Origin of the sequence: Nonomuraea solani (assembly GCF_900108335.1) — a bacterium.
Taxonomy (GTDB): domain Bacteria; phylum Actinomycetota; class Actinomycetes; order Streptosporangiales; family Streptosporangiaceae; genus Nonomuraea; species Nonomuraea solani.
Genome location: NZ_FNVT01000008.1, coordinates 445,038 through 470,643 on the forward strand (window position 1 = coordinate 445,038; position 25,606 = coordinate 470,643).

A 25,606-nucleotide genomic window follows, 5' to 3' on the forward strand; every position below is an offset into this window, starting at 1 on the left:
TCTAACATCAACGCCGATCTGCGGAAGAGGGCGATTTCCGCCGTGTCGTCTGAGTCGTCGCGGACAAACCCGCTGGCAAGCTTTGGTCAGAACGAGTGGCTTGTCGACGAGCTGTACCAGAAGTACCTCCAAGATCCCGAGTCTGTCGACAAGGCCTGGTGGAACTTCTTCGCTGACTACAACCCTGACTACGGACCGGGCCGGGCCCCGGTCAGGGAGGCGGCGAACGGCACTGTGACCGCCCCCCCTGCACCCCCGCAGGCGCCGCCAAAGGCGCCGCCCGCGGCCGAGAAGCCGAAGCAGCCGGCCACGCCGGTGCCCAAGGGCGCCGAAGAGGTCAAGCTGCGTGGCGCGGCGGCCCGTACGGCCGCCAACATGGACCTGTCGCTGACCGTGCCGACGGCGACCAGTGTCCGGGCCATTCCGGCCAAGCTGCTCATCGACAACCGCATCGTGATCAACAATCACCTCAAGCGGGGCCGTGGCGGCAAGATCTCCTTCACGCACCTGATCGGTTTCGCGATCGTCAAGGCGCTGCGGGCGATGCCGGAGATGAACTACTCCTTCACCGAGGTCGACGGCAAGCCGACCCTGGTCAAGCCCGAGCACGTGGGCTTCGGCCTGGCGATCGACGTCCAGAAGAGCAACGGCGAGCGCCAGCTGCTCGTGCCCTCCATCAAGGGCGCCGAGGAGATGGACTTCCGGCAGTTCTGGATCGCCTATGAGGAGGTCGTGCGCAAGGCGCGGGCGGGCAAGCTCGGCGTCGACGACTTCTCCGGCACCACGATCTCGCTGACCAACCCCGGCACGATCGGCACCGTGCACTCGGTGCCGCGCCTCATGCCCGGTCAGGGCACGATCATCGGCGTCGGCGCGATGGAATACCCGGCCGAATACCAGGGCGCGTCCCCGGACACGCTCTCGCGGCTGGCCGTCTCCAAGGTCATGACGCTGACCAGCACCTACGACCACCGGATCATTCAGGGCGCCCAGTCGGGCGACTTCCTGCGCCAGATCCACCGGTTGCTGCTCGGCGAGGACGGCTTCTACGACGAGATCTTCGAGGCGCTGCGGATCCCGTACGAGCCGGTCCGCTGGGTCCAGGACATCTCGGCCTCGCACGACGACGACGTGGCGAAGTCGGCTCGCGTGATCGAGCTGATCCACGCCTACCGCGTGCGCGGCCACCTGATGGCCGAGACCGACCCGCTCGAATACAAGCAGCGCAAGCACCCCGACCTCGACATCCAGTCGCACGGCCTGACGCTGTGGGACCTGGAGCGCGAGTTCGCCACCGGCGGTTTCGGCGGCCGGCCGCTGATGAAGCTGCGCGAGATCCTGGGCGTGCTGCGCGACTCCTACTGCCGCACCATCGGCATCGAGTACATGCACATCCAGAACCCCGAGGAGCGGGCCTGGATCCAGGCGCGGGTGGAGAAGCCGCACAAGTCGCCCGAGCGCGACGAGCAGCTCAACATCCTGTCGCGGCTCAACACCGCCGAGGCGTTCGAGACGTTCCTGCAGACGAAGTTCGTCGGCCAGAAGCGCTTCTCGCTGGAGGGCGGCGAGTCCCTGATCCCGCTGCTCGACTCGGTGATCAGCGACGCCGCCGACGAGGACCTCGACGAGGTCGTCATCGGCATGGCCCACCGCGGCCGCCTCAACGTGCTGGCCAACATCGTGGGCAAGTCCTACGCCCAGATCTTCGGCGAGTTCGAGGGCAACATCGACCCGCGCACGGCGCACGGCTCGGGCGACGTGAAATACCACCTCGGCGCGACCGGCGAGTTCACCGCGCCGAGCGGCAAGACGATCACCGCGTCCGTGGTGGCCAACCCCTCCCACCTGGAGGCGGTCAACCCGGTGCTGGAGGGCGTCGTCCGCGCCAAGCAGGACCTCCTGGAGCGCGGCGAGGAGGGCTTCACGGTCCTTCCCGTCCTCATCCACGGTGACGCGGCCTTCGCCGGCCAGGGTGTCGTGGCCGAGACGCTCAACCTGTCGCAGCTGCGCGGCTACCGCACCGGCGGCACCGTGCACGTGGTGGTCAACAACCAGGTCGGCTTCACGACCTCGCCCGCCTCGTCCCGCTCCTCGGTCTACGCGACCGACGTGGCGCGGATGATCCAGGCGCCGATCTTCCACGTCAACGGCGACGACCCCGAGGCCGTGGTCCGCGTGGGCGAGCTGGCCTACGAATACCGCCAGGCGTTCCGCAAGGACATCGTCATCGACCTCATCTGCTACCGCCGCCGCGGTCACAACGAGGGCGACAACCCGGCCTTCACCCAGCCGCTGATGTACGACCTCATCGACGCCAAGCGCTCGACCCGCAAGCTCTACACCGAGGCCCTGATCGGCCGCGGCGACATCACGGTCGAAGAGGCCGAGCAGGCGCTGCGCGACTACCAGGCCAAGCTGGAGCAGGCGTTCACCGAGACCCGCGAGGCGGCGAAGAAGCCGCTCGAAGCGGGTGCGATGCGGGTGCCGCACACCGAGGTCGTCAAGTGGTCCCACGAGGACACGCCGACCGCGATCACCCACGAGACGCTCAAGCGCATCGTGGACACCCAGCTCAACCTGCCCGACGGCTTCACGCCGCACCCGCGCCTGGCGCCGGTGCTGCAGCGCCGTGGCCAGATGGTCGAGCAGGACGCGATCGACTGGGCGATGGGTGAGACGCTGGCCTACGGCTCGCTGCTCATGGACGGCCACCCGGTGCGCCTGGTCGGCCAGGACTCCCGGCGCGGCACGTTCACGCAGCGCCACGCCGTCCTGGTGGACCGGATGACCGGCGCCGACCACACGCCGCTCAAGACGTTCAACCAGGGCACCACGAAGTTCTACGTCTACGACTCGCTGCTCAGCGAGTTCGCGGCGCTGGGCTTCGAGTACGGCTACAGCGTCGTGCGGCCCGACGCCCTGGTCGCGTGGGAGGCGCAGTTCGGCGACTTCGTCAACGGCGCTCAGACGATCATCGACGAGTTCATCTCGTCGGGCGAGCAGAAGTGGGGCCAGAAGTCCTCGGTCGTGCTGCTGCTGCCGCACGGTTTCGAGGGCCAGGGCCCCGACCACTCCTCGGCCCGCATCGAGCGGTTCCTGCAGGTCTGCGCGCTCGACAACATGACGGTCGCGCAGCCCAGCACGCCGGCCAACTACTTCCACCTGCTGCGCTGGCAGGTGGAGTCGGAGCGGCACAAGCCGCTGGTGGTCTTCACGCCCAAGTCGCTGCTGCGGCACAAGGCGGCCACGTCCAAGGCGGTCGACTTCACCTCGGGGGCCTTCCAGCCCGTCATCGGTGACACCACCGCCGCCCAGGACAGGGTCTCCAAGGTCGTGCTCACCTCGGGCAGGCTCTACTACGACCTGGCCGCCTACCGCGACAAGAACAACCGTGACGACGTCGCGATCGTGCGGCTCGAACGGCTCTACCCGTTCCCGGGCGAGGAATTGGCCACCGAGCTGGCGCGTTACAGCGGCCAGGCGGAGCTGATCTGGGCCCAGGACGAGCCGGTCAACATGGGGCCGTGGCCCTACCTGACGCTCAAGCTGGCGGAGGACCCGCAGATGCTGGGCGGGCGGCCGCTGCGCCGGGTGTCGCGCACGCCTAACAGTTCCCCGGCGACGGGGTCGCACAACTCGCACGACACGGAGCTCGAGGAGATCCTGCACCAGATCTTCGGCTGAGCCTCTCTTCGGTGAGCCCCCGGCCTCCTGGCCGGGGGCTCACTGCTGTTTCAACCAGGCTAAAGTCAGGCGGGGCGAGGTGCCCCGGCGAGAAGGGGAAAACGATGTACTTCACCGATCGGGGGATCGAGGAGCTGGTCTCGCGGCGGGGCGAGGAAGAGGTCAGCCTGCTCTGGCTCGGCGAGCGGCTGCGTGAGTTCGTCGATCTCAACCCCGAGTTCGAGACCCCGATCGAGCGGCTGGCCACCTGGCTGGCGCGCCTGGACGACGACGAGGACGAGTAACGCTCGCCACCCCCTTGCGAAACGCGATACATCTTGAGTTTTCACTAATCACGACATATCGTGTTTATAGAGGAACATGTCGCCAGGAGGGCGGGGGAAGCATGCAGCAGTGGACGATCGAGGAGCCAGAGCAGCTCACGTTCGGGGATGTGGCGTCGCTCGACGTACGCATCGTCGCCGGCCGCCTCGACGTGCTGGCCAGCGACGGGCCGCCCACGCTGGAGGTGGCCGAGATCGAGTCCGCCTCGCCGCTGCTGGTGACGTACGACGAGGAGGCCAGAGAGCTCACCGTCTCCTACAAGGACCTCACCTGGGACGGCGTGCTCGGCTGGCTGCGGCGCGACCGGCGCAGGACGGTGCTGACGATCACCGTCCCCAAGGGCTGCGCGGTCAACGCCGGGGTGGTCTCGGCGCCCGCGGTCGTGGCCGGGTTCGAGAAGGAGACGCAGGTCAGAAGCGTGTCCGGGGAGATCGTGCTCGACGGCGTGAGCGGCTCCGTGAGCGCTTCGACCGTCTCCGCCCCCGTCGAGAGCCGCGCCATGGACGGCGACCTGGCCTTCAAGAGCGTCTCCGGCGACCTGACCGTGGCCGACGGCAGCCCGCGCCGGTTGCGGGCCAACACCATTTCCGGCCGCATCACGGCCGATCTCACGCTGCGGCCGACGGGTCATGTGACGTTCAACAGCGTCTCGGGTGACATCCTGGTCAGGCTCCCAGAGAACGTGGAGACGGACGTCAGCCTCAGATCCACCTCAGGACGGCTCGTCAGCGCCTTCGACGAGCTGTCCAACGCCGGCGGCCCCGGCATCAAGTCAATGTCGGGGCGGCTGGGTGGCGGCATGGCCTCGGTCTCGGCCATCACGGTCTCCGGTGAGGTCGCGCTGCTCAAGGGAGAGAAGGAATGAGCCCTGTCTTCGGTCACGGCCGGCTCCGGCTGTACCTGCTCAAGTTGCTGGAGGAGAGCCCGCGCCACGGCTACGAGGTCATCCGGCTGCTCCAGGATCGTTTTCTCGGCGTCTACTCGCCCTCTCCCGGCACGATCTACCCGCGTCTGGCCCGCCTGGAGGAGGAGGGCCTGGTGACCCACGAGGTGGTCGACGGCAAGAAGGTGTTCTCGATCACCGACAAGGGCCGCGAGGAGCTGAACGCCCGGCTCGACGAGCTCGACGACCTGGAGCAGGAGATCTCCGCCTCGGTGCGCGACATCGCCCGCGAGGTCAAGGAGGATGTGCGCGACACGGTCAAGTCACTGCGCGACGAGCTGACGCGGATGGCCAAAGACGTCCGCAAGGAGACCGGCGAGGAGTCCCGGCGCTTCGGGAAGAAGCAGAAGGAAGACCTCAAGCGGCTCACCGAGCAGCAGAAGCGGCAGTGGTCGGAGCACGCCTACCACTGGCAGGACGAGGGTGAGCGGCTCAGCAAGGAGTGGCGGCGGATCTGGTCGGAGGTGTGGGCCACGCTCGGCGGGCCGCCCAACCGGCCCGAGCTGGACGCCGAGCTGGGCGAACTCCTGGCCGACTTCGTGGCCGAGGCTCGCCAGGAGGCGTCGGAGGCCCGGCTGACTCCGGAGAAGCTCGCCGAGCTGCGGACGGCCCTCGACGACGCGAGCCGCCGGATCCGCGACATCCTCGAACGCTGACGGGCTCTCTCAGGCCGAACGGAGCCGGCGTTGGGGGCGGCGGGCGCTGCGGGCGGCCTTGCGGGCGTGGTAGGCGATGGGCATGTAGCGCAGGCGCTCCGGCAGGCGCGGTGTCAGCATCGCGACGGCGTGCCCGAGGTGCCGCAGCCGCCGCTCCTCCCGCGCCGTCCAGCGCAGGCCCAGCTTCTCGCGTACGGCGGGCGGCAGGGTGCCGACGGTGACGAAGTGGTTGAACTCCCCCGACCCCACCCCCACCGGTGCCCACAACCGGCGCAGCGGCGCCGGTAGTCCGGGCGGCGCCGGGGTGCCGCGCATGACGGACAGCACGTCGAGCGCGGTCGGGTGCGCCTCCAGCCGGTCGGCCACCATGCGGTCGAAATAGGCCCAGAACGCCTCCAGGTCGCCCGGCAGCTCCCGCTCCGGCACCTGCAGGATCGCCCCGAGCTGACGTGACTCGGCGTAGAGCCGCCGCTCCTGCTCGCGGGTGAACGGGGTGCCGAAACAGCGGTTGAGCGCGATGAAGCGCTCGAACAACGACAGATGCACCCAGGCCCACGCCTCCCCGTTCAGGGCGTGGTAGGGCCTGCCCTGTTCGTCCACCCCGCTGATCGGCTTGTGCAACCGCCGCAGCCGCTCGCCCTCGGCCGGGCCCTCGGCGCCGCCGTACACCCATTTCTGCACGGAGGCGAGCGTGCGGTTGAGCCGCCCCCAGGGATCGGCCTTGTACGTGGAGTGCTCGGCGACCGCCGCGCCGACCGCCGGATGCATCGTCTGCAGGATCAGCGCGCTCCCGGCCACGAGCAGGTTGCGGTATTCGCCGGCGGTGTCCCAGTGCATCGAACCTGGGCCGAAGGGCTCAACGTTCATGACGACGACCTCCCGGGTGATACAACCCCACTCTTCTTGTATCACCCGGGTGCGCCAGAAGTAACCCTTCACTTATTCAGCCGGTAAAGACGACCTTTCCGAAGATCTCCCCTTCGGCCATGGCGGCGAAGCCGTCCCGCGCGTCCGCGAGCGGCAGCGCCCGGTCGATCTCGGGCCGTACCCCCGTCTGCTCCATGAAGACGGCCAGCCGCTGGAGCTGCTCGCGCGTCCCCATCGTCGACCCGACCACGGACAACTGCAGGAAGAAGACCCGGTTCAGGTCGGCCGGCGGGACCGCGCCGCTGGTGGCACCGCTGACGACGACGCGCCCGCCCGGCTTGAGCGACTTGAGCGAGTGGCTCCAGGTGGCCTGTCCGACGGTCTCCATGACCGCGTCCACCCGCTCGGGCAGCCGCGCGCCCGGCTCGAAGACCTGGTCGGCGCCGAGCCGCCGGGCTCGTTCGCGCTTGCTCTCGGAGCGGCTGGTCGCCCATACCCGGTAGCCGCCGGCCCGGCCGAGCGCGATGAGCGCGGTGGCGACGCCCCCGCCGGCGCCCTGCACCAGCACGGTGGCGCCGGGCTGGAGCCCGGCCTTGTCGAACAGCATGCGGTACGCGGTCAGCCACGCCGTCGGCAGGCAGGCGGCGTGCTCGAAACTGAGCGCGGCGGGCTTGGGCACGAGGTTGCGGCGCGGCACGGCCACACGTTCGGCGAACGTGCCGTCGTACGTCTCCGACAGCAGGGTGCGCTTGGGGTCGAGCGTCTCGTCGGCGCCCGTACCGATCACGGAGTGCACGATGACCTCGTTGCCGTCCTCGTCCACCCCGGCGGCGTCGCAGCCGAGCACGATCGGCAGGCGGTCCTGCCTGATGCCGACGCCTTTGAGCGTCCACAGGTCATGGTGGTTGAGCGCGGCCGCCCGCACCGAGACGGTCGTCCATCCGTCCGGCACCTTGGGCTCCGGACGCTCGCCGAGCGTCAGGCCGGCGAGAGGGTTGTCGGGATCTGTCTGTGTGGCGGTTACGGCGAACATGGCCGCACCTTACTTCAGGGTCACCCGGATGCTCTTGAGCGCTTCCCTCCGGAACGCCGCGGGCCCGGTGACGGCGATCAGCACGTTGTCCCGGCACACCGAGTCGGCGGGCCGGCCGCGCCCTTCGATCACCCCGGGCATCCCGGCCCACTTCTTGCAGTCGGGCGTGGGCACGAGCGCGATCATCTCGCCGGCCCCGCCGCCGAACCAGAGCTGCGGCCCGATCGCCTCTCCCTCCCCGACGTCGCCCGGCTTGGTGAGCCGCGTCCTTCCACCGGCCGACAACACCAGGAAGCCGTCCTTGGTGACGGTGCCCTTCAGGTTCTTCGCCAGGTCGACGCGCTGCTCGAACGTCAGGCCCAGCCCCCGGTCGTACATCGCCAGCCGCCACTTCCCGAACTCGAACAGCAGCACCTGCCCATAGGAACCGCTGCCCGCCTGACGGGGCCAGAGGCTGACGTTGGAGGCGTAGTTCCTGATCGGCTTGCCGCCCCGGGTGATCTCGACCTCGCCCCCGTACGGTGCCACGAACTGCCGATAGATCCCATCGATGTAGGCCCCCTGGAACGGCCGCACTCCCAGCTCGTCCAGCTCCAGCTCGGCCGGATACCGCACCTCGGCCCGCACCCCGTGCGGAAACACGACCTTGACGACCTCGTCGCCGTTCTTGGCCTTGACGTGCGGGTTGAGCAGGTTGGGCGCGTTGTTGAGCCTGGTCAGCGACCCGATGGGCGCGGGAGTCGGCCTCGCGGGTGCCGACTCCGGCTCGGGGTCCCGACTGGTGAGCAGGCTGACAAGGGGGATCAGCAGGAGCGCCAGAACCACCACCAGCCCGACCCACCGGCGACGGCCGCGCTCGCCTGCCTCGATGACGTCGAACTGGTCAGCCACGACGTTCCTAGCCGAGTAGTGCCGGCTTGCGCCCTTGAACCCAGTTCAGTTGAGCGGCGACCGCCAGCGCAAGCCCCGGAACCGGGCGAAATCCTTGTCGCAGGTCACAAATTCACAACCGTGCTCGATGGCGAGCGCGGCGAGATAGGCATCGGGGATGAGCTTGCCCGTCGCATCGGCTTCCCGGCTCAACCGGGTGAAGATCTCCCAGTGCCTCGCCTCGGCGGTGACCACCGTCGCGTGCGGCTGGTTACGATAGCTGTCGGCGAAGATCAGAGCTCGTTCGAGAGTGTCGGGGTCCTTGTACACGCGCGGGTTGGTGACCATTCGGATGAAGCCGTTGATGACGAAGTCGCTCACGGCGTAGCCGGACTCGCCGTTCACCATGTCATCTATGACGGCATGGCAACGACTGTGGGCGATCGACTCGTGGCGGAAGGCGTTGATCAGGACATTGACGTCAGCAAGCAGCATCGCGTAGCTCCTCGTCGACGAAGTCCGCAGCGATGTGCTCCAGCTTCTCCCCGGCGTCGAGACGCTCCTGAACCTGTGCCTGGAACCCAGGGTGAGCGGCAGAAGTGATCAGTTCCACGCGGGGCCGCACGGCCACCTCCATGGACCTGTTGAGTAGTTGTCGCAAGGCATCCTCCATGACTGAGTTGAGACTGCGTCCGTTCTTGGCCGCGTACGCCTTCGCCTCGTTGAGGAGCGTCTCGTCGATGCGCACCGTTGTCCTCCGCATGACTCCAGCGTCCGTCGCCGACATAAAAATGTCAACACCGGAGAGTAGTCAAGAAGTCACAGAGTTCGCACAGTTTTTACCTCACCATGTGGCCACATTGACCTTCCCATCCGACCTCACCCGTACCTCCTGCCCCACCAACTCCCGCCCCTCGGCGTCGATCAGCAGCTCGCCCTCCTCCACCACCGCATAAGCCCGCCCTCCGGCCACCTCGACCACAAGAACCCCCCGCTCCGCCGCCCCGTCCCGCCCGTGCGCGACCGTGTACCCCGCGACCACCCCCACCCCCTCACAAGCCCCGACCAGCGGCACCTCCTCCGAGACGAACACCGGCGCGGCGCTGCCCAGCCGGCCGCCCGGGTCGCTCGACCACACCGCGTACGTGTGCTTGGTCAGGTGCATCCCCACCCCGCTCACCAGCCCGTGCCCCGACTGTGCCCGCAGCAGCCCCGCCATGGTGGCCGTCGAGTGCAGCACGTAGTCGCTGGCCGGCCCGCCCGCGTAGGGCAGCCCGCCGGTGACCGTGAGCCCGCGCCGGTCCAGCGGGTCGAGCCCGATGGCGTCGCACGCCTGCCGCAGCGCGATCGCGAAGCAGCTGTACAGGTCCAGCGCGTCCATGTCGCCGAGCCCCAGCCCGGACCGTTTGAAGGCGCCCTCCGCCGCCGCGGCGATGGCCGGCGACGAGCCGAGCCGCGGCCGCGCCGCCACCTCCCAGGTGTCCTCCGCGTACGCCCACCCGCGCAGGTACACCCGCCCCTCCTGCGGCACCCCCAGCCGGTCGGCCAGCCGCGAGGAGGCCAGGACGACGGCCGCCGCCTGGTCCACCTCCAGCACGGCCACCGTGTTCCTGGTGTAGGGCCAGCCGACGAAGCGGTCGCCGTTGACGAGCTCGTCCGGGGTGCGGGCGGTCCTGCGCCACGCGTACGGGTTCGCCGCCGCCACCTCCGTCATCGGCGCCATCATCCGGCCCCGTTCGCGCATCTCCTCCTCGACCCCGACGCCGAGCGAGGCGCGCCGCGCCGTCTCCATGATCGGATAGGTGTGCGCCGGCAGGAACAGCCCATGGGCCAGCGCGGCGGGATGCGGCGGCCGCTCCCACCCGTAGGGCGGCTTGGGCACGGCGGGGTGGCTCCACGGCACGTGCTCCCCCGCCATCCGGTACGCCCTCCGCGTCGCCAGCGCCTCGGCCCCCACGACCAGCGCCGACTCCAGCTCACCCGCCGCGATCGCGGCCGCCGCGGCACCGATGAGCAGTTGCGGAGCCGTACCGGAGACCTTGGAGTAGGCGCGGTGACGCGGCGTCGCCCCGAGGCGCTCGGCGAGGCGGCCGACGGGCGAGTCGTACTGCCAGGAGTCGGTGTAGACGACCTGGATCGAGCCGAGCCGCTCGACGGGAAGCCGCGCGTCGGCCGCCGCCGCGCGCGCCACCTCCTCCCACAGATCGAGCGGTTCAGGACCGGGCTGCTCGCGAATGGTGCGTTGCGCGATGCCAATGAGGCAGGGGGTGCGAGGATCCATGCACCCATCTAACCAGAACAACGTTCGGTTGATAAGAAGTGGCGTTTGATAATTGCCGTTACCGGTGTTGCCGGAGAAATTTGAACACGGCCCCCACCTGCGCGGATGCCGATCAGTCATACATGCGATTTCGCTATTTCTATAACGGAACGGAACCGGCTCATGCTTTTTCACGTCGTTTACCGGACACCACATCGGGCCATTCATTAGCGTTTCGATCGTTTTCCTGGCCCACCGGGGCGCAGTACCCCGCTCTGGGCCGCCGAAAGCCGAAAGGAGCTCCATGTATTCCCGAGCAAGGCGCATCGCGATCCCACTGTCCGGCCTCGTGGCCATCGGGCTGGCCCTGGGAACCATCAGCGGCACCGCGGCGAGCGCGACGGCATCCCCCGACGTGGTTTCCAAGAACGCGGCGACCCCCGCGGAGCAGGCGATCCAGTTCTGGACGCCGGACCGCATCGCCCAGGCGACCGACTACGACGACGGCCTCGACATGTCCACCAAGGGCGTCAAGAAGGCCACCAACGACACCCCCGACGGACCGGCCGGCCTCGTTCCGCCGATCGGCGGGGAGAAGACCAAGGCCAAGAAGAGCAAGCACGTCAATCTGCCGAACACGGTCGGCCGCGTGTTCTTCACGCTGCCGAGGACGGACCCGCGCGAGCGGAGAAACTGGCGTTACTGCTCGGCGAGTTCGGTGCAGAGCAAGTACCGCAACCTCGTGGCGACCTCCGCCCACTGCGTCTACGACACCAAGAAGAACACCTTCTACGACAACTGGATCTTCATTCCGTCGTACTGGGACGGCGACAAGCCGTGGACCGGAAAGGCCCCCTACGGCATCTACGCGGCGAAGACCTTCAACGCCCACGACGATTTCGTGGTGAAGGAGGACTACGACTTCGACTACGCGTTCGTCAACGTCTACAACGGCATCAAGGTCGACTGGAAGAAGGACCACCGCGACTGGCGCTGGACGGTCAAGAACGTCGGCCGGCTCGGCGACAACGTCGGCGGCCAGGGCTTCGCGTGGAACCGGAGCACGAAGCTGAACGTGTTCTCGTTCGGCTACCCGGCCGGCGAGCACCCCGACGGCGACAGGCCGTACACCGGCCGCACGATGAAGTTCTGCTACGGCAAGACCAAGTCGATGCCGGAGTCCGCGAAGTACAACCTCCAGGAGCACATCGGCTTCAAGTGCTCCTTCACCGCGGGCGCGAGTGGCGGGCCGTTCATCTGGAACTACAAGAGCGCCTCGCGCACCGGCTATCTGGTCGGCGTCAACAGCGTCGCGTGGGACACCGACGGCAACGACCGCTTCGACCACATCTCGTCGCCGTACTTCAACGGTGACACCTACAAGGTCTACAAGGCCGCGGCCAACCGCTGGACCGGCAACAAGCGCTGATCGAGCCGACACCGGTGAGGCCCCGGCTCCCAGGGATCCGGGGCCTTCCCCAGTGGTCAAATGGATGGGCGGCGCGAGTGGCGTACACCACTTGGAGCGCGCCGAAAGCCCGTCGAATGCGTGCAATTCTGCGCGTACGGACGATCGCCGAACCCAGCCCCGACCTGCGGAAACATGCGCGACTAATGATCATTTGCGCGTATCGGGAGTGCGCGGCTGACGGCATCCTTATAGTTCACCGTGCACCCTGACTAGGTAACGAATCTCTATCCGAGCTGCATTACAGTCCGCACATCTGGAAAAATCCACCCTTACAACCCCTAGAAAGGCATTTCATGATCCCCCGCGTCAGGCGCATCGTGGCCGCCGCCCTCGGCGGCGCGCTGCTGGTGCTGCCTGCCTTCACGGGGATCGCCCACGCCGCGCCCGCCAGCAAGGTCTACCCCATCCCGCTGACCAAGTCCCTCAGCGACGTCAAGCGGGTCGCCGACTACTGGAAGCCCGACCGCCTCAAGAACAGCGACACCTACAGCCCGGCCACGCCCGGTGCCGCCACGCCGACCTCGTCGGCCGCCGCCACCTCGGCGCCCGGCGTGCCCGTCGCCGCGATCAAGCGGGCGACCGCCGCGCAGGGCGTCGCCCCCGTGCCGCCGCGCAAGGGCGCCACGGCCGCCACCATGGGCAAGGTCTTCTTCCGGATCGGCGGCAAGGAGTTCTGGTGCTCCGCCGCCTCGGTCGCGGCCAGGAACCGCAGCGTGGTCGCCACGGCCGGACATTGCGCGTACGACCCGCGCCAGGCCAAGGCCGCCGAATACTGGATCTTCGTCCCCAACCCCGGCCCCAACGGTGAGACGCCCGAGGGCATCTACGTGGGCGCCTCGATCAACCTGCACGAGGACTGGTCGGGCAAGGGCGACTACGACTACGACTACGCGTTCGTGACCGTGCACCGCGGTTTCACCTGGGTCGCCAGGGACGGCGGCTTCGTCATGAAGGACGTCGGCCGGCTCCAGGACAACGTGGGCGGGCTCGGGATCGAGCTGAACAAGAAGCCGGGGACGTACACGGTGGCCGCCTACGGCTATCCGGCGGGCGCGCAGCCCGACCGCACGACCCCGTTCGACGGCAAGACGCTGCGCGAGTGCCCGGAGCGCACCACCCGGTTCACCGTCGCCCCCGCCCGCGACGTGCAGAAGGGCGTCGAACTCACGCCGTGCGACTTCACCGAGGGCGCCAGCGGCGGCCCGTGGGTGATCGGCTGGAACAAGTCCAGCAGGCTCGGCAGCCTCAACGGCGTCAACAGCCTGACATGGAACCCCGGCACCAACACGCGCATCAACGCGGTGTCCTCGCCGTACTTCGACACCACGGCCGGCGAGATCTACCGACACGCCGCAGCGCTCACCACGATCACAAGTGTGACGTAAGTCATAGCAACCAGGTGATCACTGCGCGTGATCAGCCGCTTTCACATCTCGGTACGGTCACAGCGCCCCTTTGGAACGTTGACATGATCTACCCGAAATTCACACGTACATGGTCAACACTGTAAGTTCCGGGCTGTCCGTTTGCTGAGTTTTGGAGGTGCACGAGGCGCCTCATGTCAGCGCAACCTGGAGTTACTGTGAAGCGAATCCTTCTTCCCGCCGGCGGAGCCGTCCTGGCCACCGGTCTGCTCGCCACCGGCCTGTCCGGCACGGCGCAGGCCGACGGCGACGTCGCCAATGACCCGATGGCCCGCAACACGTCCCAGGCCGTGTCCGTCGCCTCGTTCTGGCTCGCCTCGAACGGCGCCGCGCTGCGTCAGGCGACGCAGTACACGTGGGACTCGAAAGAAGTCAGGAAGGTCGTCTCCAAGGGCGGTTACAGCCCCGACGGACGCCCCGGCACCACCGCGCCGACCGGCGAGTCGAAGTCCGGCGGCAGCGCGCAGAACGTCAACCTCCCGAAGACGATCGGCAAGGTCTTCTTCGTCGACGGCTCCGGCAAGTTCCGCTGGTGCTCGGGCACCGCGATCCAGTCGAACTACCGCAACCTGGTCTCCACCGCCGGCCACTGCGTGTACGACACGGACAGCAACTCCCCCACCATGGACAACTGGGTCTTCGTCCCCGGCTACTACCAGGGCAAGGCTCCGTGGGGCATCTACGTGGGCAAGCAGGCCTTCACCCACTACGACTTCGACACCTACGAGGACTACGACCGCGACTACGCGTTCGTCACCGTCTACAACGGCATCACCTCGAACGGCGTCAAGCGCGTCACCCCTCGTGAGTACGCGGGCTTCACCGGCCCGAAGCGCTCGTGGGGCGGCCGCCACTACATCCTGCTGTCCAAGGACGCGGGACGGCTCGGCGACAACGTCGGCGGCCAGGGCTTCGCCTGGAACCAGGCCACCGGCAAGACGGTCCGCGCCTTCGGCTACCCGTCGGCCCCGCACCCCGACGGCAACAAGCCGTACAGCGGCGTGACCCCGAAGCACTGCTACGGCAAGACCACGGCCAAGGCGGTCGGCGCCCCCTGGCTCAAGATCGAGGAGCACATCGGCCTCAAGTGCGCCGTGACCCCCGGCTATGACGGTGGGCCGTGGCTCATGAACTACAACAACGGCAAGCGCCTCGGGTACGTCAACGGCACGACGAGCACCTTCGCCGACCAGGACGGCAACGACCGCATCGACTACATCACGTCCCCGTACTTCGACGGTGAGACGGCGTCGGTCTACAACGCGGCCAAGAACGTCTGGTCCGGCAAGATCGTCGGCCCGCGGGGCGAGCTCTACAAGTAAGCCTCCCCAGGGGAGCAGGCGAGGGCCTCGGGATGCCCGAGGCTCTCGCCTTCTGGCTTCCCCACCCCCACTGCAAGGACTTCGCATTTGGGGGCGCTACGCGCCATTACAGGCTCAGACAGCGCTCCCCAGGGGCTCCACCCCTTCGACCCCGATGACAAGCCCGCTCGCTCCGCTCGCCTGATGGCCCGCCCGTTGCCTGGCTACACGGTGGGCCGACGAATGCCCACCCCAAGTGGGCCTCGCTGGTCGCTCGGACGTTCTTCCTGGGGGCTTCGCCTGGAGCGAGGCACCCAGCCCTCCCGCGCCCCGAGAGGAACTTTCCCCTCAGCATCCCTAGCCAACGACCGAGCCCAGCGGCCTGTCCGATCGCGACTCCAAGAAGATCTTTATTGGAACTACTGACAGACAGTGGTTACCTTGTCACGATGAGCGCATGCATCGTGGTGATCTGACGAACGCCGAGTGGGAAAGAGTGGCGCCGCTGCTCCCCTCGGCCGGCAGGCGTCCCGGTCGCGATACGGACGACCGGACACTGATCAATGGAATGCTCTACCAGGCCAGAACCGGGGTGCGCTGGCGCGAACTCCCCGACAGGTTCGGCTGCTGGGTGACCATATATAGACGCCACCGCCACTGGGCCGCCACCGGCACCTGGCAGGCCCTGGCCATCGCACTGCAGACGGGCGGAGAGAACGCCGGACGCATACTCGGCGACGACCCTGTCAGCATCGGTGCCGCCCGGATGCATCTCCGCGCATCCCCCGCGAATCGCACCACGCCAACACCCTTCGCACTCCAGATCAAGGACGTCGCGGTGCTGGCGAGCCTGCAGGCCCTCCTGGGCCATACCGTCCAGCCACGGATCTACTAGAGCCACCGCACCACCGACCCGAAAACGCAACCCAACGGCGCCGGAACCGAGAACGAGGGTTCCGGCGCCGCAGCCTGCAAGGCCTTGGTTCAAGGTCCTGCACGCACCACCATCTGACTCAGAGGGCTCGCAAATACCTTAAAGTCACGTCATGCCCACCGCATCGCATTATCTCGTCGGCCTACTCAAATACCCCGCATCGCTACCCTATAGCGGGTGCGCAACCATCCCGTTAGGTGACTTCTAAAGCTGCCCGCACCCCGCGCCACCACGGTGCTCCGAACCTACGGATACGGCTTCGACGTGGCTGGAAACCCGACCAGCGTCACGTCTCCTGAGGGACATGTCACCAAGCAGACCTTCGACGCGCTGAACCGCGCCACCTCACTCATCGAGCCGGTCTCCGGCAGCGAGTCGATCACCACCACGTTCGGCTACGACGCCACCGGCACCCGTACCCGTCTCACAGATGGTCGCGGTAACGCCACCTGGACCAGCTACAACAGCCTCGGCCTGGCCGAAACCGTGACCGAACCGGCTACGACCGCCCACCCCAACGCGGCCGACCGCACCTGGACCCACATCTACGACGCGGCGGGCAACCAGAAGGCCACGATCCAGCCTGGCGAAGTGCGCATCGACCGCACCTTCGACCACCTCGGCCGCCTCACCAAGGAGACCGGCGCGGGTGGCGGCGCCGCAGCATCTGAGCGCGCTTTCGGCTACGACCTGGCAAGCCGCCTCACCACTGCCGGCGATCTGACCGTGGACTACAACGACCGCAGCCTGCCGCTGAAGATCTCCCGCGGTACCGCTCAGGAGACCGCCTACGGCTACGACGATGGCGGTAATCTCGCCCAGCGCATCGACGCCGCCGGCACCGCGACATTCACCTGGGACGGCGCCAACCGCCTCGAAACCACCACCGACCCGCTCACCAACCGCACCCTCACCTACGGCTACGACCCGGCCAGCCGCCTGAAGACCATTACCGCCACCAGCGGCCAAGCCAGCACCCAGACCATCGACTACGACAACATGGACCGGATCACCGGCCAGACCCTGCAGAACGGCTCCGGCACCCAACTCGCCAAGATCACCTATGGCTGGGACAAGGACAACAACCTCACCACCAAGACCACAGCCGGCACCGCCGGCGCAGGCACCAACACCTACGGCTACGACCACGCCGGCCGCCTCACCTCTTGGACCGCCCCCGGTGGCGCAGTGACCGCCTATGAATGGGACGCCTCCGGCAACCGCACCAAGGCCGGCAACAAGACGTTCGCCTACGACGAGCGCAACCGCCTGACCTCAGGCGACGGCACCGACTACACCTACACACCACGTGGCACCCTGGCCACCCAGACCAAGGCCGGCACCACCACCAACTACACCTTCAACGCTTTCGACCAGCTCATCGCCGACGGCGACAGCCTCTACAGCTACGACGCGATCGGCCGGATGACCACCCGGATCCGCGGCACCGCCAAGCAGTCCTTCGCCTACTCCGGCCTAGGCAACGACCTTGCCGCCATCACCGACAGCAGCGGCGCCGTCCAGGCGAAGTACTCGCGCGACATCAACGGCGGCCTGCTCAGCCTCCAGGAAGGCGCGGGTGCGGCGGCCGCAACGCTCAGTGACCTGCACGGCGACCTGGTTGCCACCTTCACCGCAAACCTGCAGACCTCTACCGCCTACGACCCCTTCGGCACCGCCATCGCCCAGACCGGCACCAAAACAAACCTCGGTTACCAAGGCGAATACACCGACCCGGACACCGGCAAGGTCAACATGCACGCCCGCTGGTACCAGCCGGACACCAGCACCTTCAGCAGCCGCGATACCGCAACCCTGAACCCGAACCCCTCGGTCCAGGCCAACCGCTACACCTACGCCAACGCCTCCCCTCTCATCGGCACCGACCCCACCGGCCACGCCACCGTCATCAACGGCGGCTCAATCGCCGGAAACGCGTCCTACACGCCAGGCGTCGGCAGCAAATCCGTGAGCGAGATTTACGCTCAGTACGGCATCATGTTCGGTGGCGGAAGCGGATTCCGAGAAGACATCGGAGGCGGCGCCATCGCTTGCGACATCTGGTCCTGCGATAGCGCTGAAGTCATCGACCCAACCTGGATCCAGCAGATCGAATGGAACCCTGGATTCTCACAGGACGAACTGGCAAGGCTGGGCTGGAAGGTCATGCCCAACGGGCGACTCGTCGATCAGCCCAACTTCTGGTTCGCCAGCGAGAAGGTCCAAAACGAATACATGACAAAATGGTCGCCGCTTCTGACCAATGATGACCTGGCCTTCAACTGGGTGGCAGCAGGAGGGCTAGCTAGCATCGAAGCTATGGAAAACGCCGCAAGGAGAAATCCTAACGATCCTCGGCTGGCTGGCTTCAAGCTTATGAGTCAAGAAAATTATTCTGGAACCCTCAAGCGGTCAAAGGGTATCAAGCCGGGAAGCCGGAACTATGCCGCTTATACAACGAGGGATTCCTCGACGGATCAGCGGTACGGCTATTACACCAAGTACAAGCGCCTCATCAAGTTGAAAACCATTATTAACGAGGCGGCAAAAGAACACGGCATCGACCGAAATGCCTTAGCAGCCGTCCTCATTTACGAGATGTCGCACTGGGAGCCAACAGGTGGATATCCGGGCGATGCTGTCGGAGAAAAGGAAGGCTGGCAGGACTGGACTTCTTTGGGAATCGGTCAAATGCAGATCGGCACCGCCAGGGAGATGATGAAAGAGTACTACGGGGATATGGGAAAGAATCTCAGCAATCGCGCAATCGGCGGTATCCTAAACCATGACACTCGGATGGCAGTCCGACTCGCTGCCGCTTATATGCGATACTTGAAGAAGACCATTAAAGTTCCCGGCGGCCCGCATCGAAATGGGAAAGAAAACACAACCCGACACATAAATGACTGGGAAGCCGCTGTAGCCTATGGCGTTAAACCAACCGATTTTGCGAAATGGAGAAGTGGCGGACCAGCTCCTACCGCAGAAGCACAGAAGCGATGGAATGCCATATATGGTTGGGTAAGGAGCGCAGCGAACGAGTATTGGGACTGCGTGAGCAGCACGTCTTGCAAGGAACCTGCGTCGGACTATAATTCATGGCAGTAGAGGAGGTGGACGATGTCACAGATCAGTGGCAGATCGCTGGCTCTCTCGACAGCCCTCGTCGTCGCAGCCATTAGCTTTCTTTATGGCACGGCGAGCCTAGCAGTCGGATGGTTTTGGGCAGCCAAGCCACTAGAAACAGACCCGGGAGCGATTCTCCAGATCCAGGAGATCGGTTCGGTTACCGCTCGAACAGAGACTCGATTCACAGAGTCCGATTCAGTGATCGTCACAAAGTATTTGATCATTGCATCAAATACTGCTGATCCCAGCAAGGCCGTCGTTGAGCTATCTCGAGCCTTGCAGTCAGAGAACTGGGAGACCACAGCCGAGATTTCCTCTACAGTAATACAAATGAAATCGAAGCAATGGCCGAACCATTTACTCTCGCTTGAGATACCCGATGAAGACTCGCTTTCTTTACATGGAGACAAAGTACAAAAAGCCTTAAGGCAAGCAAAGGCGACTGCACGTTTCCCCGACTCCCTAGTTACCTTAAGCCTACGGCGAACGGATGTTTAAATCATGCCGAACCCGACCTGTTGGCACGCCGGGTCGGGAATGATGATGCAGTTTTCCTCAATATCCTGCTCTTTGAGAACAAGGCGGGGTTGAGGCAGCCGCAACTCTGCCAAAGTTGTAGTGCAGCGGGGTCCATAGACGCTGGTTTTGGGCTGCGAAAGCCGTGGGCGGCGCGCACGGTTGTCTTGATGATGCGGTTGCTGCCCTCGGAGCCGACGTTGGTCATGCCGGTGCGGAGTAAGGCGAGGACTTCGGCCATCAGGCCTCGACGTTGGTGGCCAGTCATTCGAGTTCAGCAGGTCGGAAGCGGCGCAGTGGTCGTAGAGCGAAACAGCCATTCGGTGATGACGGCCCTATCAGGGATTAGCCTCGATTCTTCAGTGAGCTGAGTTGTGTGAACGACTCCGCGGTTCGCCCGTAATGTCCCCGGTGCGGTTGGGGCGGGGCCATCGCATGACGCTGCGGGGACGCCGGGTTCCACGGGCCCGGATGGGGCTCCTTCCTGGATCGTTGGCGGTCGGGGCTCGGCTTTCAGGCGAGAGCGGGCAGGTCGGTGAGGCGCTGCCAGGCCCGGACGAACGCCTGGGCCCAGGGCCAGGTGCGTTCGATGCGCAGATGGCGGCGGCGGGCGTGGGCGGCCAGCCGGGCGGGCAGGCCGGTAGCGCATGGTGTCGGGTTCGGCGCGGGCCAGATCGGCTTGGTCGTGCAGGGTGAGCAGGCGTAGCCAGCAGTCCAGGTCGTGGCCGAGGTTGGCGGCCAGCATCCAGCCGGAGTTGACGGTCCAGTTCTTGCTGGGCAGGTTGCGCAGGCCCATCGCTTTGCCGGCGCGGACGCGGTCTTCGACGACGGCGTGGGCGCGGGCCAGGGCATCGAGCCATTGCGGGTGGTGGGAGCCGGCGATGCCCCACATGCGGCCGATGTTGGTGGCGACGATGGAGTACGTGCGACATGAGGGTGCATGAGATCAAGTGGGAGGCATCGTTGGAGGCTCGGCTGATGTCGAGGGTGTAGTACCCAGGCCAGTGCGCGTTGGCCTGTCTCCGCCTCGGCGTGCGTCGCGGGTAACTGCGGGGTGCGAAGCCGGGGGCAAAAGCCGAAGCGGCCCTTGTTCCATCCAGGGATCGCGGGCGAGGAGAAGACCGGCGGGGAGCAGTTGACCGCTGCCTCCCCGGTTCCGGTGCGGCAGCCGGTCGTGCCAGGGTGATGGGTGAATGTGGTGAAGCCTTGTGGACGCCTCGTGACGGTTACCCCCGCCGATGGGATGTTTTAGCGGGGTTGCAGGGACTGGCCGCAGGAGAGCGGCGGGTGCCGGCCGGGGGATATTCGCCGGTCGGGAGCGCACCACCGTCCCCGGGGTAAAGAGGACGCCCTGCCCGGTCGCAGCTTGCTCATGCGCAACATGACAACCCCGTTGGGGTCCGGTGATCTGATCGCCGGTCGGCCGACCGTGAGGAAGGCTCAATTCCCCAGCGGGTGCAGGACGACCCAAGAAGCGAACGCCGACAGCCGAAAGGCGACAGGAAACCGGGGACCGCACGACCGGCACCTCCGCCGGATGGTCCGCGCATAACTGGTCGGATACGGGCTGCTGCCCGGCCCGAAAGGGAGCTGACGTGGGTCGGGTGAGCCTGTGAAGAGCAGATGACCGAAGACGCCCGAACCGAGGGACAAGTTGGACACCACAGTGGTGAACGGACCTGAGGACGAGGTCCTGGACTGGGACGCCGTGGATTGGCGGCAGGCCGGAGACGACGTACGGCGGCTGCGGCAGCGGATCTTCACGGCGAGCGAGGCAGGGGACCTGAAGAAGGTCCGCAACTTACAGAAGCTGATGCTCCGTTCTCGTGCGAACTCGGGTTCACCGGACCCAAGGCCGAAGCCGAGGAGATCAAGCAACGCCTGGCCAGGTTCCTGCACGACGACCTCAAACTGGAACTCAACCAGGCCAAGACAATGATCACCCACGCCCGAACCGGCGCGGCGAAATTCCTCGGTTATGAGATCACCGTCCAACACGGTGACCAAAGGCTCACCCGCGGGCGCCGCGCGGTCAACGGCATCGTTCGATTGCGTGTGCCCAAATCGGTGATCAAGGCCGCAAGCGCCCCCTATCTCCAGCACGGCAATCCCGAGCGGCGCACCGAGCTGATGAATTTCGACGACCACACGATCATCAGCACCTACGGTGCGCAGTACCGGGGCATCGTCCAGTACTACCTGCTGGCCGGCGACGTCCACCGACTCAACCGATTGCGCTGGGTCATGCAGACCTCGCTGCTGAAAACGCTGGCCGCCAAGCACCGATCCACGGTGTCGAAGACGGCCCGCCGCTACAGGGACAAGATCCCGACACCCCACGGGCCACGCACCTGCATACAGGTCAGCATCGACCGAGGGAACGGCAGGAAACCACTGGTCGCACGGTTCGGCGGCATTCCACTCAAGCGGCAGCGCATGGCGGTCCTCATCGACCGTCCACCCGGCCCGGGACAGATCCGCCGCAAGGAACTCATCACGCGTCTCCTTGCAGGCAGACGCGAGCTCTGCGGAAACGTGAACCAGCCCAGGTCCACCACGTCCACAAGCTCACCGACCTCGGCAAGCCGGGACCGCCCCGCCCCGACTGGATGAACATCATGGCAAAACGACGCCGCAAGACCCTGGTGGTCTGCGGTCTCTGCCACGCCCACATCCATCGATACCCACCCGCATCACTCACGGAATGATCACTGGAGAGCCCGTTGCGGGGAAAGCTCGCACGGCGGGTTCGGGAGGAGGCCGTCGGAAAAGGACCCCGCCCCATGGGCACCTCGCCGACGGCCCACCTCACTGGAGTCCTTCGATGGTGACCGTATGTGAACGATCCGTTCCTATCGAGGACTCCACGCCCATCTCAGGGGAACGACGACACCTCCACGTCGGTGACGAACTGCTCCTCATTGCCCCGATCTGCCTGCTGGGATTACCTCACTGCGTTTCGCTCGACGAAGGAGGAGCCCGACTGTGTCCCAGCGGCATCGCCACAGGTACGCCGCAGTCCTTCCCCATGGCCTCCCGGACAGCAAACGGAGACCATCCCGGGAGTTCCCCGCCCCACAGAACGGGTACGCACCGCACCCGGCCCAGATCCGCCAGAAACGCCGGTTCCTCGCGAACTCCTCTCCGTCTCGTTCGCCGGACCCGCACCATCTGGCAGTGCTGACACGCCCCGGCTTGGTCAGGGCTGCTCCCACCCTCCCCGGCACCACCCGGATCAGGCTGCCCTCAACTCCATCAACCTGCTGCGACAGGCCAAAGGCAGAGGTCTCTCACCTCCACTCGTAACACAGCACCTCATGGCGCAACCGCTTAACTTTGAAGAACCCCGATCTCCCGATTCAAAGCGCCCAAGACCCGAACCTGAAGATCTCCTGTGAAGATCAGGCGGATTTAGACGGATCAGAGCCCAATCCGGTTCCTGTGATCTAAGTCACGTTTTCGCCGTGACGGTATGTGGCGGGCCTCTAACGGCACTTTGGCCCCGACAGCAACAACCCATCCCTGCCCTGCGAAAACGTAACTTCCCGATCACGCGCCGCGAACGTCTCTGACAGATAACAGGACGGTCACGGCGGTAACGGCGCCTTCCGGAAAGCCCAAACCGGGTTCCACCTGCGGAGATCGGCACGCTATGTTCCTTGCCATCCCTTTACTGACGCATGGGACGCGAGTTGCGACCCACGACAGAGCAAGGAGCAGTTCCCTTGAAGCGCATCCTCATCCCCGCCGGTGGCGCCATCCTGGCTACCGGCCTTCTGGCTGCCGGCCTCGCCGGCACCGCTCAGGCCGACAGCGACGTCGCCAAGGACAACATGGCGGCGAGCGCGGCCAACGCCAAGGCCATCGCCGACTTCTGGGCGGAGAACAACGGTGCCGCCCTCAAGGCCGCCACCGAGTCCAACGTCTGGGACAAGGCTGACGTCGCCAAGCTGCAGAGCAAGGGCGGCTACAGCTCGGACACCAAGCCGGGCTCGACCGCTCCGATCGGCGAAGAGAAGAAGACCACCGCCAAGGCGCAGAACGTCAACATGCCGAAGACCATCGGCAAGGTGTTCTTCATCAACAGCAAGGGCGAGAAGAAGTGGTGCTCCGCCACTTCGATCCAGTCCAAGTACCGCAACCTGGTCGCCACGGCCGGCCACTGCGTGTACGACACGGCCAACAACACCGATGTCATGGGCAAGTGGGTCTTCGTTCCGGGCTACTACCAGGGCAAGTCCCCGTGGGGCATCTACGTCGGTAAGACGGCGTACACCCACTACGACTTCGACGTGTACGAGGACTACGACCGCGACTACGCGTTCGTGACCGTGTACAACGGCGTGTCGGTGACCGCCAACAAGGTCGAGGGCAAGCAGGTCCTCAAGTCCGAGTACGACAAGTACGAGGGCAAGAAGGAAGTCAAGAGCACCGAGCTCAAGGACATCCCCGGTGGCAAGACCGCCGAGCAGCAGTACGAGGAGGGGCTCGACAAGTACGGCCCCAACGGCGGCTTCCGCGCCGAGACCAAGACCACGGAGGAGGCTTCGGGCGGCAACTTCAAGGACGCCGTTCCGACCGTCGACAAGGTCGAGGTCACCGAGCTCCAGTGGAACCAGGCTCCGGCCGCCAACACCGACCCGGCCAAGTGGAAGAACGGTGACCGCGGCGCGGTCAAGAGCACGCCGCTCACCGAGGCCCAGTACAAGCAGCTGCTCGACGACAAGGCCGCCGGCAAGGTCAAGGGCAAGGTCTTCAAGGACGACCTGGGCGACTACTGGCTGCGCCAGTACTACGTGGTCCAGTGGTTCAAGGTCTCCAAGACGACCAAGTACTACCACGACTCGTTCTTCATCTACACCGGCGGCGACGTCGCGGTGAAGGACGCCGGTCGCCTGGGCGACAACGTGGGCGGCCAGGGCTTCTCCTGGAACCAGCCCACCGGCAAGCCCATCCGCGCGTTCGGCTACCCGGCCGCCGCGCACCCCGATGGCAACAAGAACTACACCGGCGTGACTCCGAAGTGGTGCTACGGCAACACGACGAAGAAGCTGGTCGGTTCCGCCGCCAAGAAGATCGAGGAGCACGTCGCCCTCAAGTGCGCCATGACCGAAGGCGCCGACGGTGGCCCGTGGCTGTCCAAGTACAGCAACGCCAAGCGTCTCGGCTACGTGAACGGTGTCACGAGCACCTTCAACGACCAGGACGGCAACGGCCGCGTTGACTACATCTCCTCGCCTTACTTCGACGGCGAGACCAACACCGTCTACAAGGCCGCTGCGGCCGCGTGGTCCGGCAAGGTCGTCTAAGACGAATACAGCGACGGAGGATAGCGCGCGGTCCTAGACCGTACGTTTCACGGTGAGCGAAGGGCTCGGCATCCCGCCGGGCCCTTCAGCTTTTCCCGGCATGTCCCGCCGATTACACCGAACGTCCTACGAATGTACGGGCGTTAGACGCACAAGATCCACGGACGGTGCCATCGCGCCGATGTGATCTACGGCACATCTATACCAAGCGCTTGCTCGGCCCATCCTATCGGCCCCACCTGCCCCATTAACCACTTCCTTATGTTGATCAGGGCAAACGGCGACAATCGAAGCTTCGCCCAGCCCCCGTACGCCTTCTCCCAAACATCACGAAACGATCACGCCCGTCTTATCGCGTTTTTTCAGTCCGAAGTGGCGTCCAGCGTTGTCGATCTCCGGTGTAGGTTTCGGTCAACCCTTTACTGACGCATGGGACGCAAGAGGCGTTCCACGACAGCGCAAGGAAGTTGGAGTTACCGTGAAGCGCATTCTGCTCCCGGCCGGTGGCGCCGTTCTGGCCACTGGTCTGCTGGCCGCCGGCCTGGCTGGCACCGCTCAGGCCGACGACACCGTTGCGACCGACCCGCTGGCCAAGACCGCGGCGCAGGCCGCCGAGGTCGTGGACTTCTGGACCAAGTCCAACAACGCGGCGCTCCGCGGCGCCGTGGCCTTCAACCCCGACGCCCTCGAGGTCTCCAAGATCAAGAGTGGGGGTGGCTACAGCGCGGACACCAAGCCGGGCTCCACCGCTCCCATCGGCGAGGAGAAGAAGGTCACCGTCAAGGTTCAGAACGTGAACCTGCCGAAGACCATCGGCAAGGTCTTCTTCGAGGGCCGTGACGGCAAGCTCTACTGGTGCTCCGGCACCTCGATCCAGTCGCAGTA

General features: G+C 66.0%; 20 protein-coding genes and 1 pseudogene. 15 read left to right on the top strand and 6 right to left on the bottom strand.

Annotated features, from left to right (window positions below; translation table 11 throughout):
* Positions 1-42: 42 nt before the first annotated feature.
* The 4 genes from C4V41_RS29625 (at position 43) to C4V41_RS29640 (ending at position 5,607) form a co-directional block, all read left to right on the top strand.
* A complete protein-coding gene (locus C4V41_RS29625) occupies positions 43-3,684 on the top strand; it encodes a multifunctional oxoglutarate decarboxylase/oxoglutarate dehydrogenase thiamine pyrophosphate-binding subunit/dihydrolipoyllysine-residue succinyltransferase subunit (protein ID WP_103959280.1) in 3,642 nt (1,213 codons plus the stop codon).
* A 104-nt stretch (positions 3,685-3,788) separates the two neighbouring features.
* Positions 3,789-3,968, top strand: coding sequence for a DUF6104 family protein (locus tag C4V41_RS29630; protein WP_103959224.1), 180 nt, complete (start codon positions 3,789-3,791; stop codon positions 3,966-3,968).
* A 101-nt stretch (positions 3,969-4,069) separates the two neighbouring features.
* Entirely contained in the window at positions 4,070-4,873 is an 804-nt protein-coding gene (locus C4V41_RS29635; protein WP_103959225.1) for a DUF4097 family beta strand repeat-containing protein, read from the top strand.
* A complete protein-coding gene (locus C4V41_RS29640) occupies positions 4,870-5,607 on the top strand; it encodes a PadR family transcriptional regulator (protein ID WP_103959226.1) in 738 nt (245 codons plus the stop codon). The genes C4V41_RS29635 and C4V41_RS29640 overlap by 4 nt, the downstream gene beginning before the upstream one ends.
* A 9-nt stretch (positions 5,608-5,616) precedes the next feature.
* On the opposite strand, the gene C4V41_RS29645 is transcribed toward C4V41_RS29640, so the two are convergent.
* The 6 genes from C4V41_RS29645 to C4V41_RS29670 form a co-directional block, all read right to left on the bottom strand.
* Complete coding sequence (locus tag C4V41_RS29645) at positions 5,617-6,474, bottom strand: oxygenase MpaB family protein (protein WP_103959227.1); 858 nt, start codon at positions 6,472-6,474, stop codon at positions 5,617-5,619.
* Between the two features lie 76 nt (positions 6,475-6,550).
* Positions 6,551-7,507: a zinc-binding dehydrogenase gene (locus C4V41_RS29650; protein WP_103959228.1), complete on the bottom strand. Its 957-nt coding sequence runs from the start codon at positions 7,505-7,507 to the stop codon at positions 6,551-6,553.
* A 9-nt stretch (positions 7,508-7,516) separates the two neighbouring features.
* A complete protein-coding gene (locus C4V41_RS29655) occupies positions 7,517-8,398 on the bottom strand; it encodes a hypothetical protein (RefSeq protein WP_103959229.1) in 882 nt (293 codons plus the stop codon).
* A gap of 45 nt (positions 8,399-8,443) precedes the next feature.
* Entirely contained in the window at positions 8,444-8,872 is a 429-nt protein-coding gene (locus C4V41_RS29660) for a type II toxin-antitoxin system VapC family toxin (protein ID WP_103959230.1), read from the bottom strand.
* Complete coding sequence (locus C4V41_RS29665; RefSeq protein ID WP_146103821.1) at positions 8,859-9,125, bottom strand: hypothetical protein; 267 nt, start codon at positions 9,123-9,125, stop codon at positions 8,859-8,861. The genes C4V41_RS29660 and C4V41_RS29665 overlap by 14 nt, the downstream gene beginning before the upstream one ends.
* 96 nt (positions 9,126-9,221) lie before the next feature.
* Positions 9,222-10,658: an acetyl-CoA synthetase gene (locus C4V41_RS29670; protein ID WP_103959232.1), complete on the bottom strand. Its 1,437-nt coding sequence runs from the start codon at positions 10,656-10,658 to the stop codon at positions 9,222-9,224.
* Between the two features lie 283 nt (positions 10,659-10,941).
* On the opposite strand from C4V41_RS29670, the gene C4V41_RS29675 reads away from it, so the two are divergent.
* From C4V41_RS29675 to C4V41_RS29720, 11 genes and pseudogenes are all read left to right on the top strand, one after another.
* The gene (locus tag C4V41_RS29675; RefSeq protein ID WP_103959233.1) at positions 10,942-12,066 is read left to right on the top strand and encodes a trypsin-like serine peptidase; all 1,125 of its coding nucleotides are present in this window, start codon (positions 10,942-10,944) and stop codon (positions 12,064-12,066) included.
* Positions 12,067-12,401: 335 nt separating this feature from the next.
* The gene (locus tag C4V41_RS29680) at positions 12,402-13,493 is read left to right on the top strand and encodes a trypsin-like serine peptidase (RefSeq protein WP_103959234.1); all 1,092 of its coding nucleotides are present in this window, start codon (positions 12,402-12,404) and stop codon (positions 13,491-13,493) included.
* Between the two features lie 197 nt (positions 13,494-13,690).
* Entirely contained in the window at positions 13,691-14,854 is a 1,164-nt protein-coding gene (locus C4V41_RS29685) for a trypsin-like serine peptidase (RefSeq protein ID WP_103959235.1), read from the top strand.
* Between the two features lie 436 nt (positions 14,855-15,290).
* Entirely contained in the window at positions 15,291-15,728 is a 438-nt protein-coding gene (locus C4V41_RS29690) for a transposase (RefSeq protein ID WP_103959236.1), read from the top strand.
* Between the two features lie 303 nt (positions 15,729-16,031).
* Positions 16,032-18,875 carry an RHS repeat-associated core domain-containing protein gene (locus C4V41_RS29695; protein ID WP_146103822.1) on the top strand — a complete coding sequence of 948 codons (2,844 nt, stop codon included), beginning with the start codon at positions 16,032-16,034 and terminating at the stop codon, positions 18,873-18,875.
* Positions 18,876-18,887: 12 nt separating this feature from the next.
* Complete coding sequence (locus C4V41_RS60895; RefSeq protein WP_146103823.1) at positions 18,888-19,394, top strand: hypothetical protein; 507 nt, start codon at positions 18,888-18,890, stop codon at positions 19,392-19,394.
* Positions 19,395-21,120: 1,726 nt separating this feature from the next.
* On the top strand, positions 21,121-21,351 hold the full coding sequence (locus C4V41_RS66180; RefSeq protein WP_407670072.1) for a reverse transcriptase N-terminal domain-containing protein: 231 nt from the start codon (positions 21,121-21,123) through the stop codon (positions 21,349-21,351).
* Positions 21,348-22,025 carry a group II intron reverse transcriptase/maturase gene (locus C4V41_RS29710; RefSeq protein ID WP_200824301.1) on the top strand — a complete coding sequence of 226 codons (678 nt, stop codon included), beginning with the start codon at positions 21,348-21,350 and terminating at the stop codon, positions 22,023-22,025. The genes C4V41_RS66180 and C4V41_RS29710 overlap by 4 nt, the downstream gene beginning before the upstream one ends.
* Positions 21,938-22,120, top strand: coding sequence for an HNH endonuclease (locus C4V41_RS66185; RefSeq protein WP_407670073.1), 183 nt, complete (start codon positions 21,938-21,940; stop codon positions 22,118-22,120). The genes C4V41_RS29710 and C4V41_RS66185 overlap by 88 nt, the downstream gene beginning before the upstream one ends.
* A 1,017-nt stretch (positions 22,121-23,137) precedes the next feature.
* On the top strand, positions 23,138-24,721 hold the full coding sequence (locus C4V41_RS29715) for a trypsin-like serine peptidase (RefSeq protein WP_103959238.1): 1,584 nt from the start codon (positions 23,138-23,140) through the stop codon (positions 24,719-24,721).
* 478 nt (positions 24,722-25,199) lie between these two features.
* Positions 25,200-25,606: pseudogene (locus tag C4V41_RS29720) on the top strand (hypothetical protein); the annotation flags it as partial.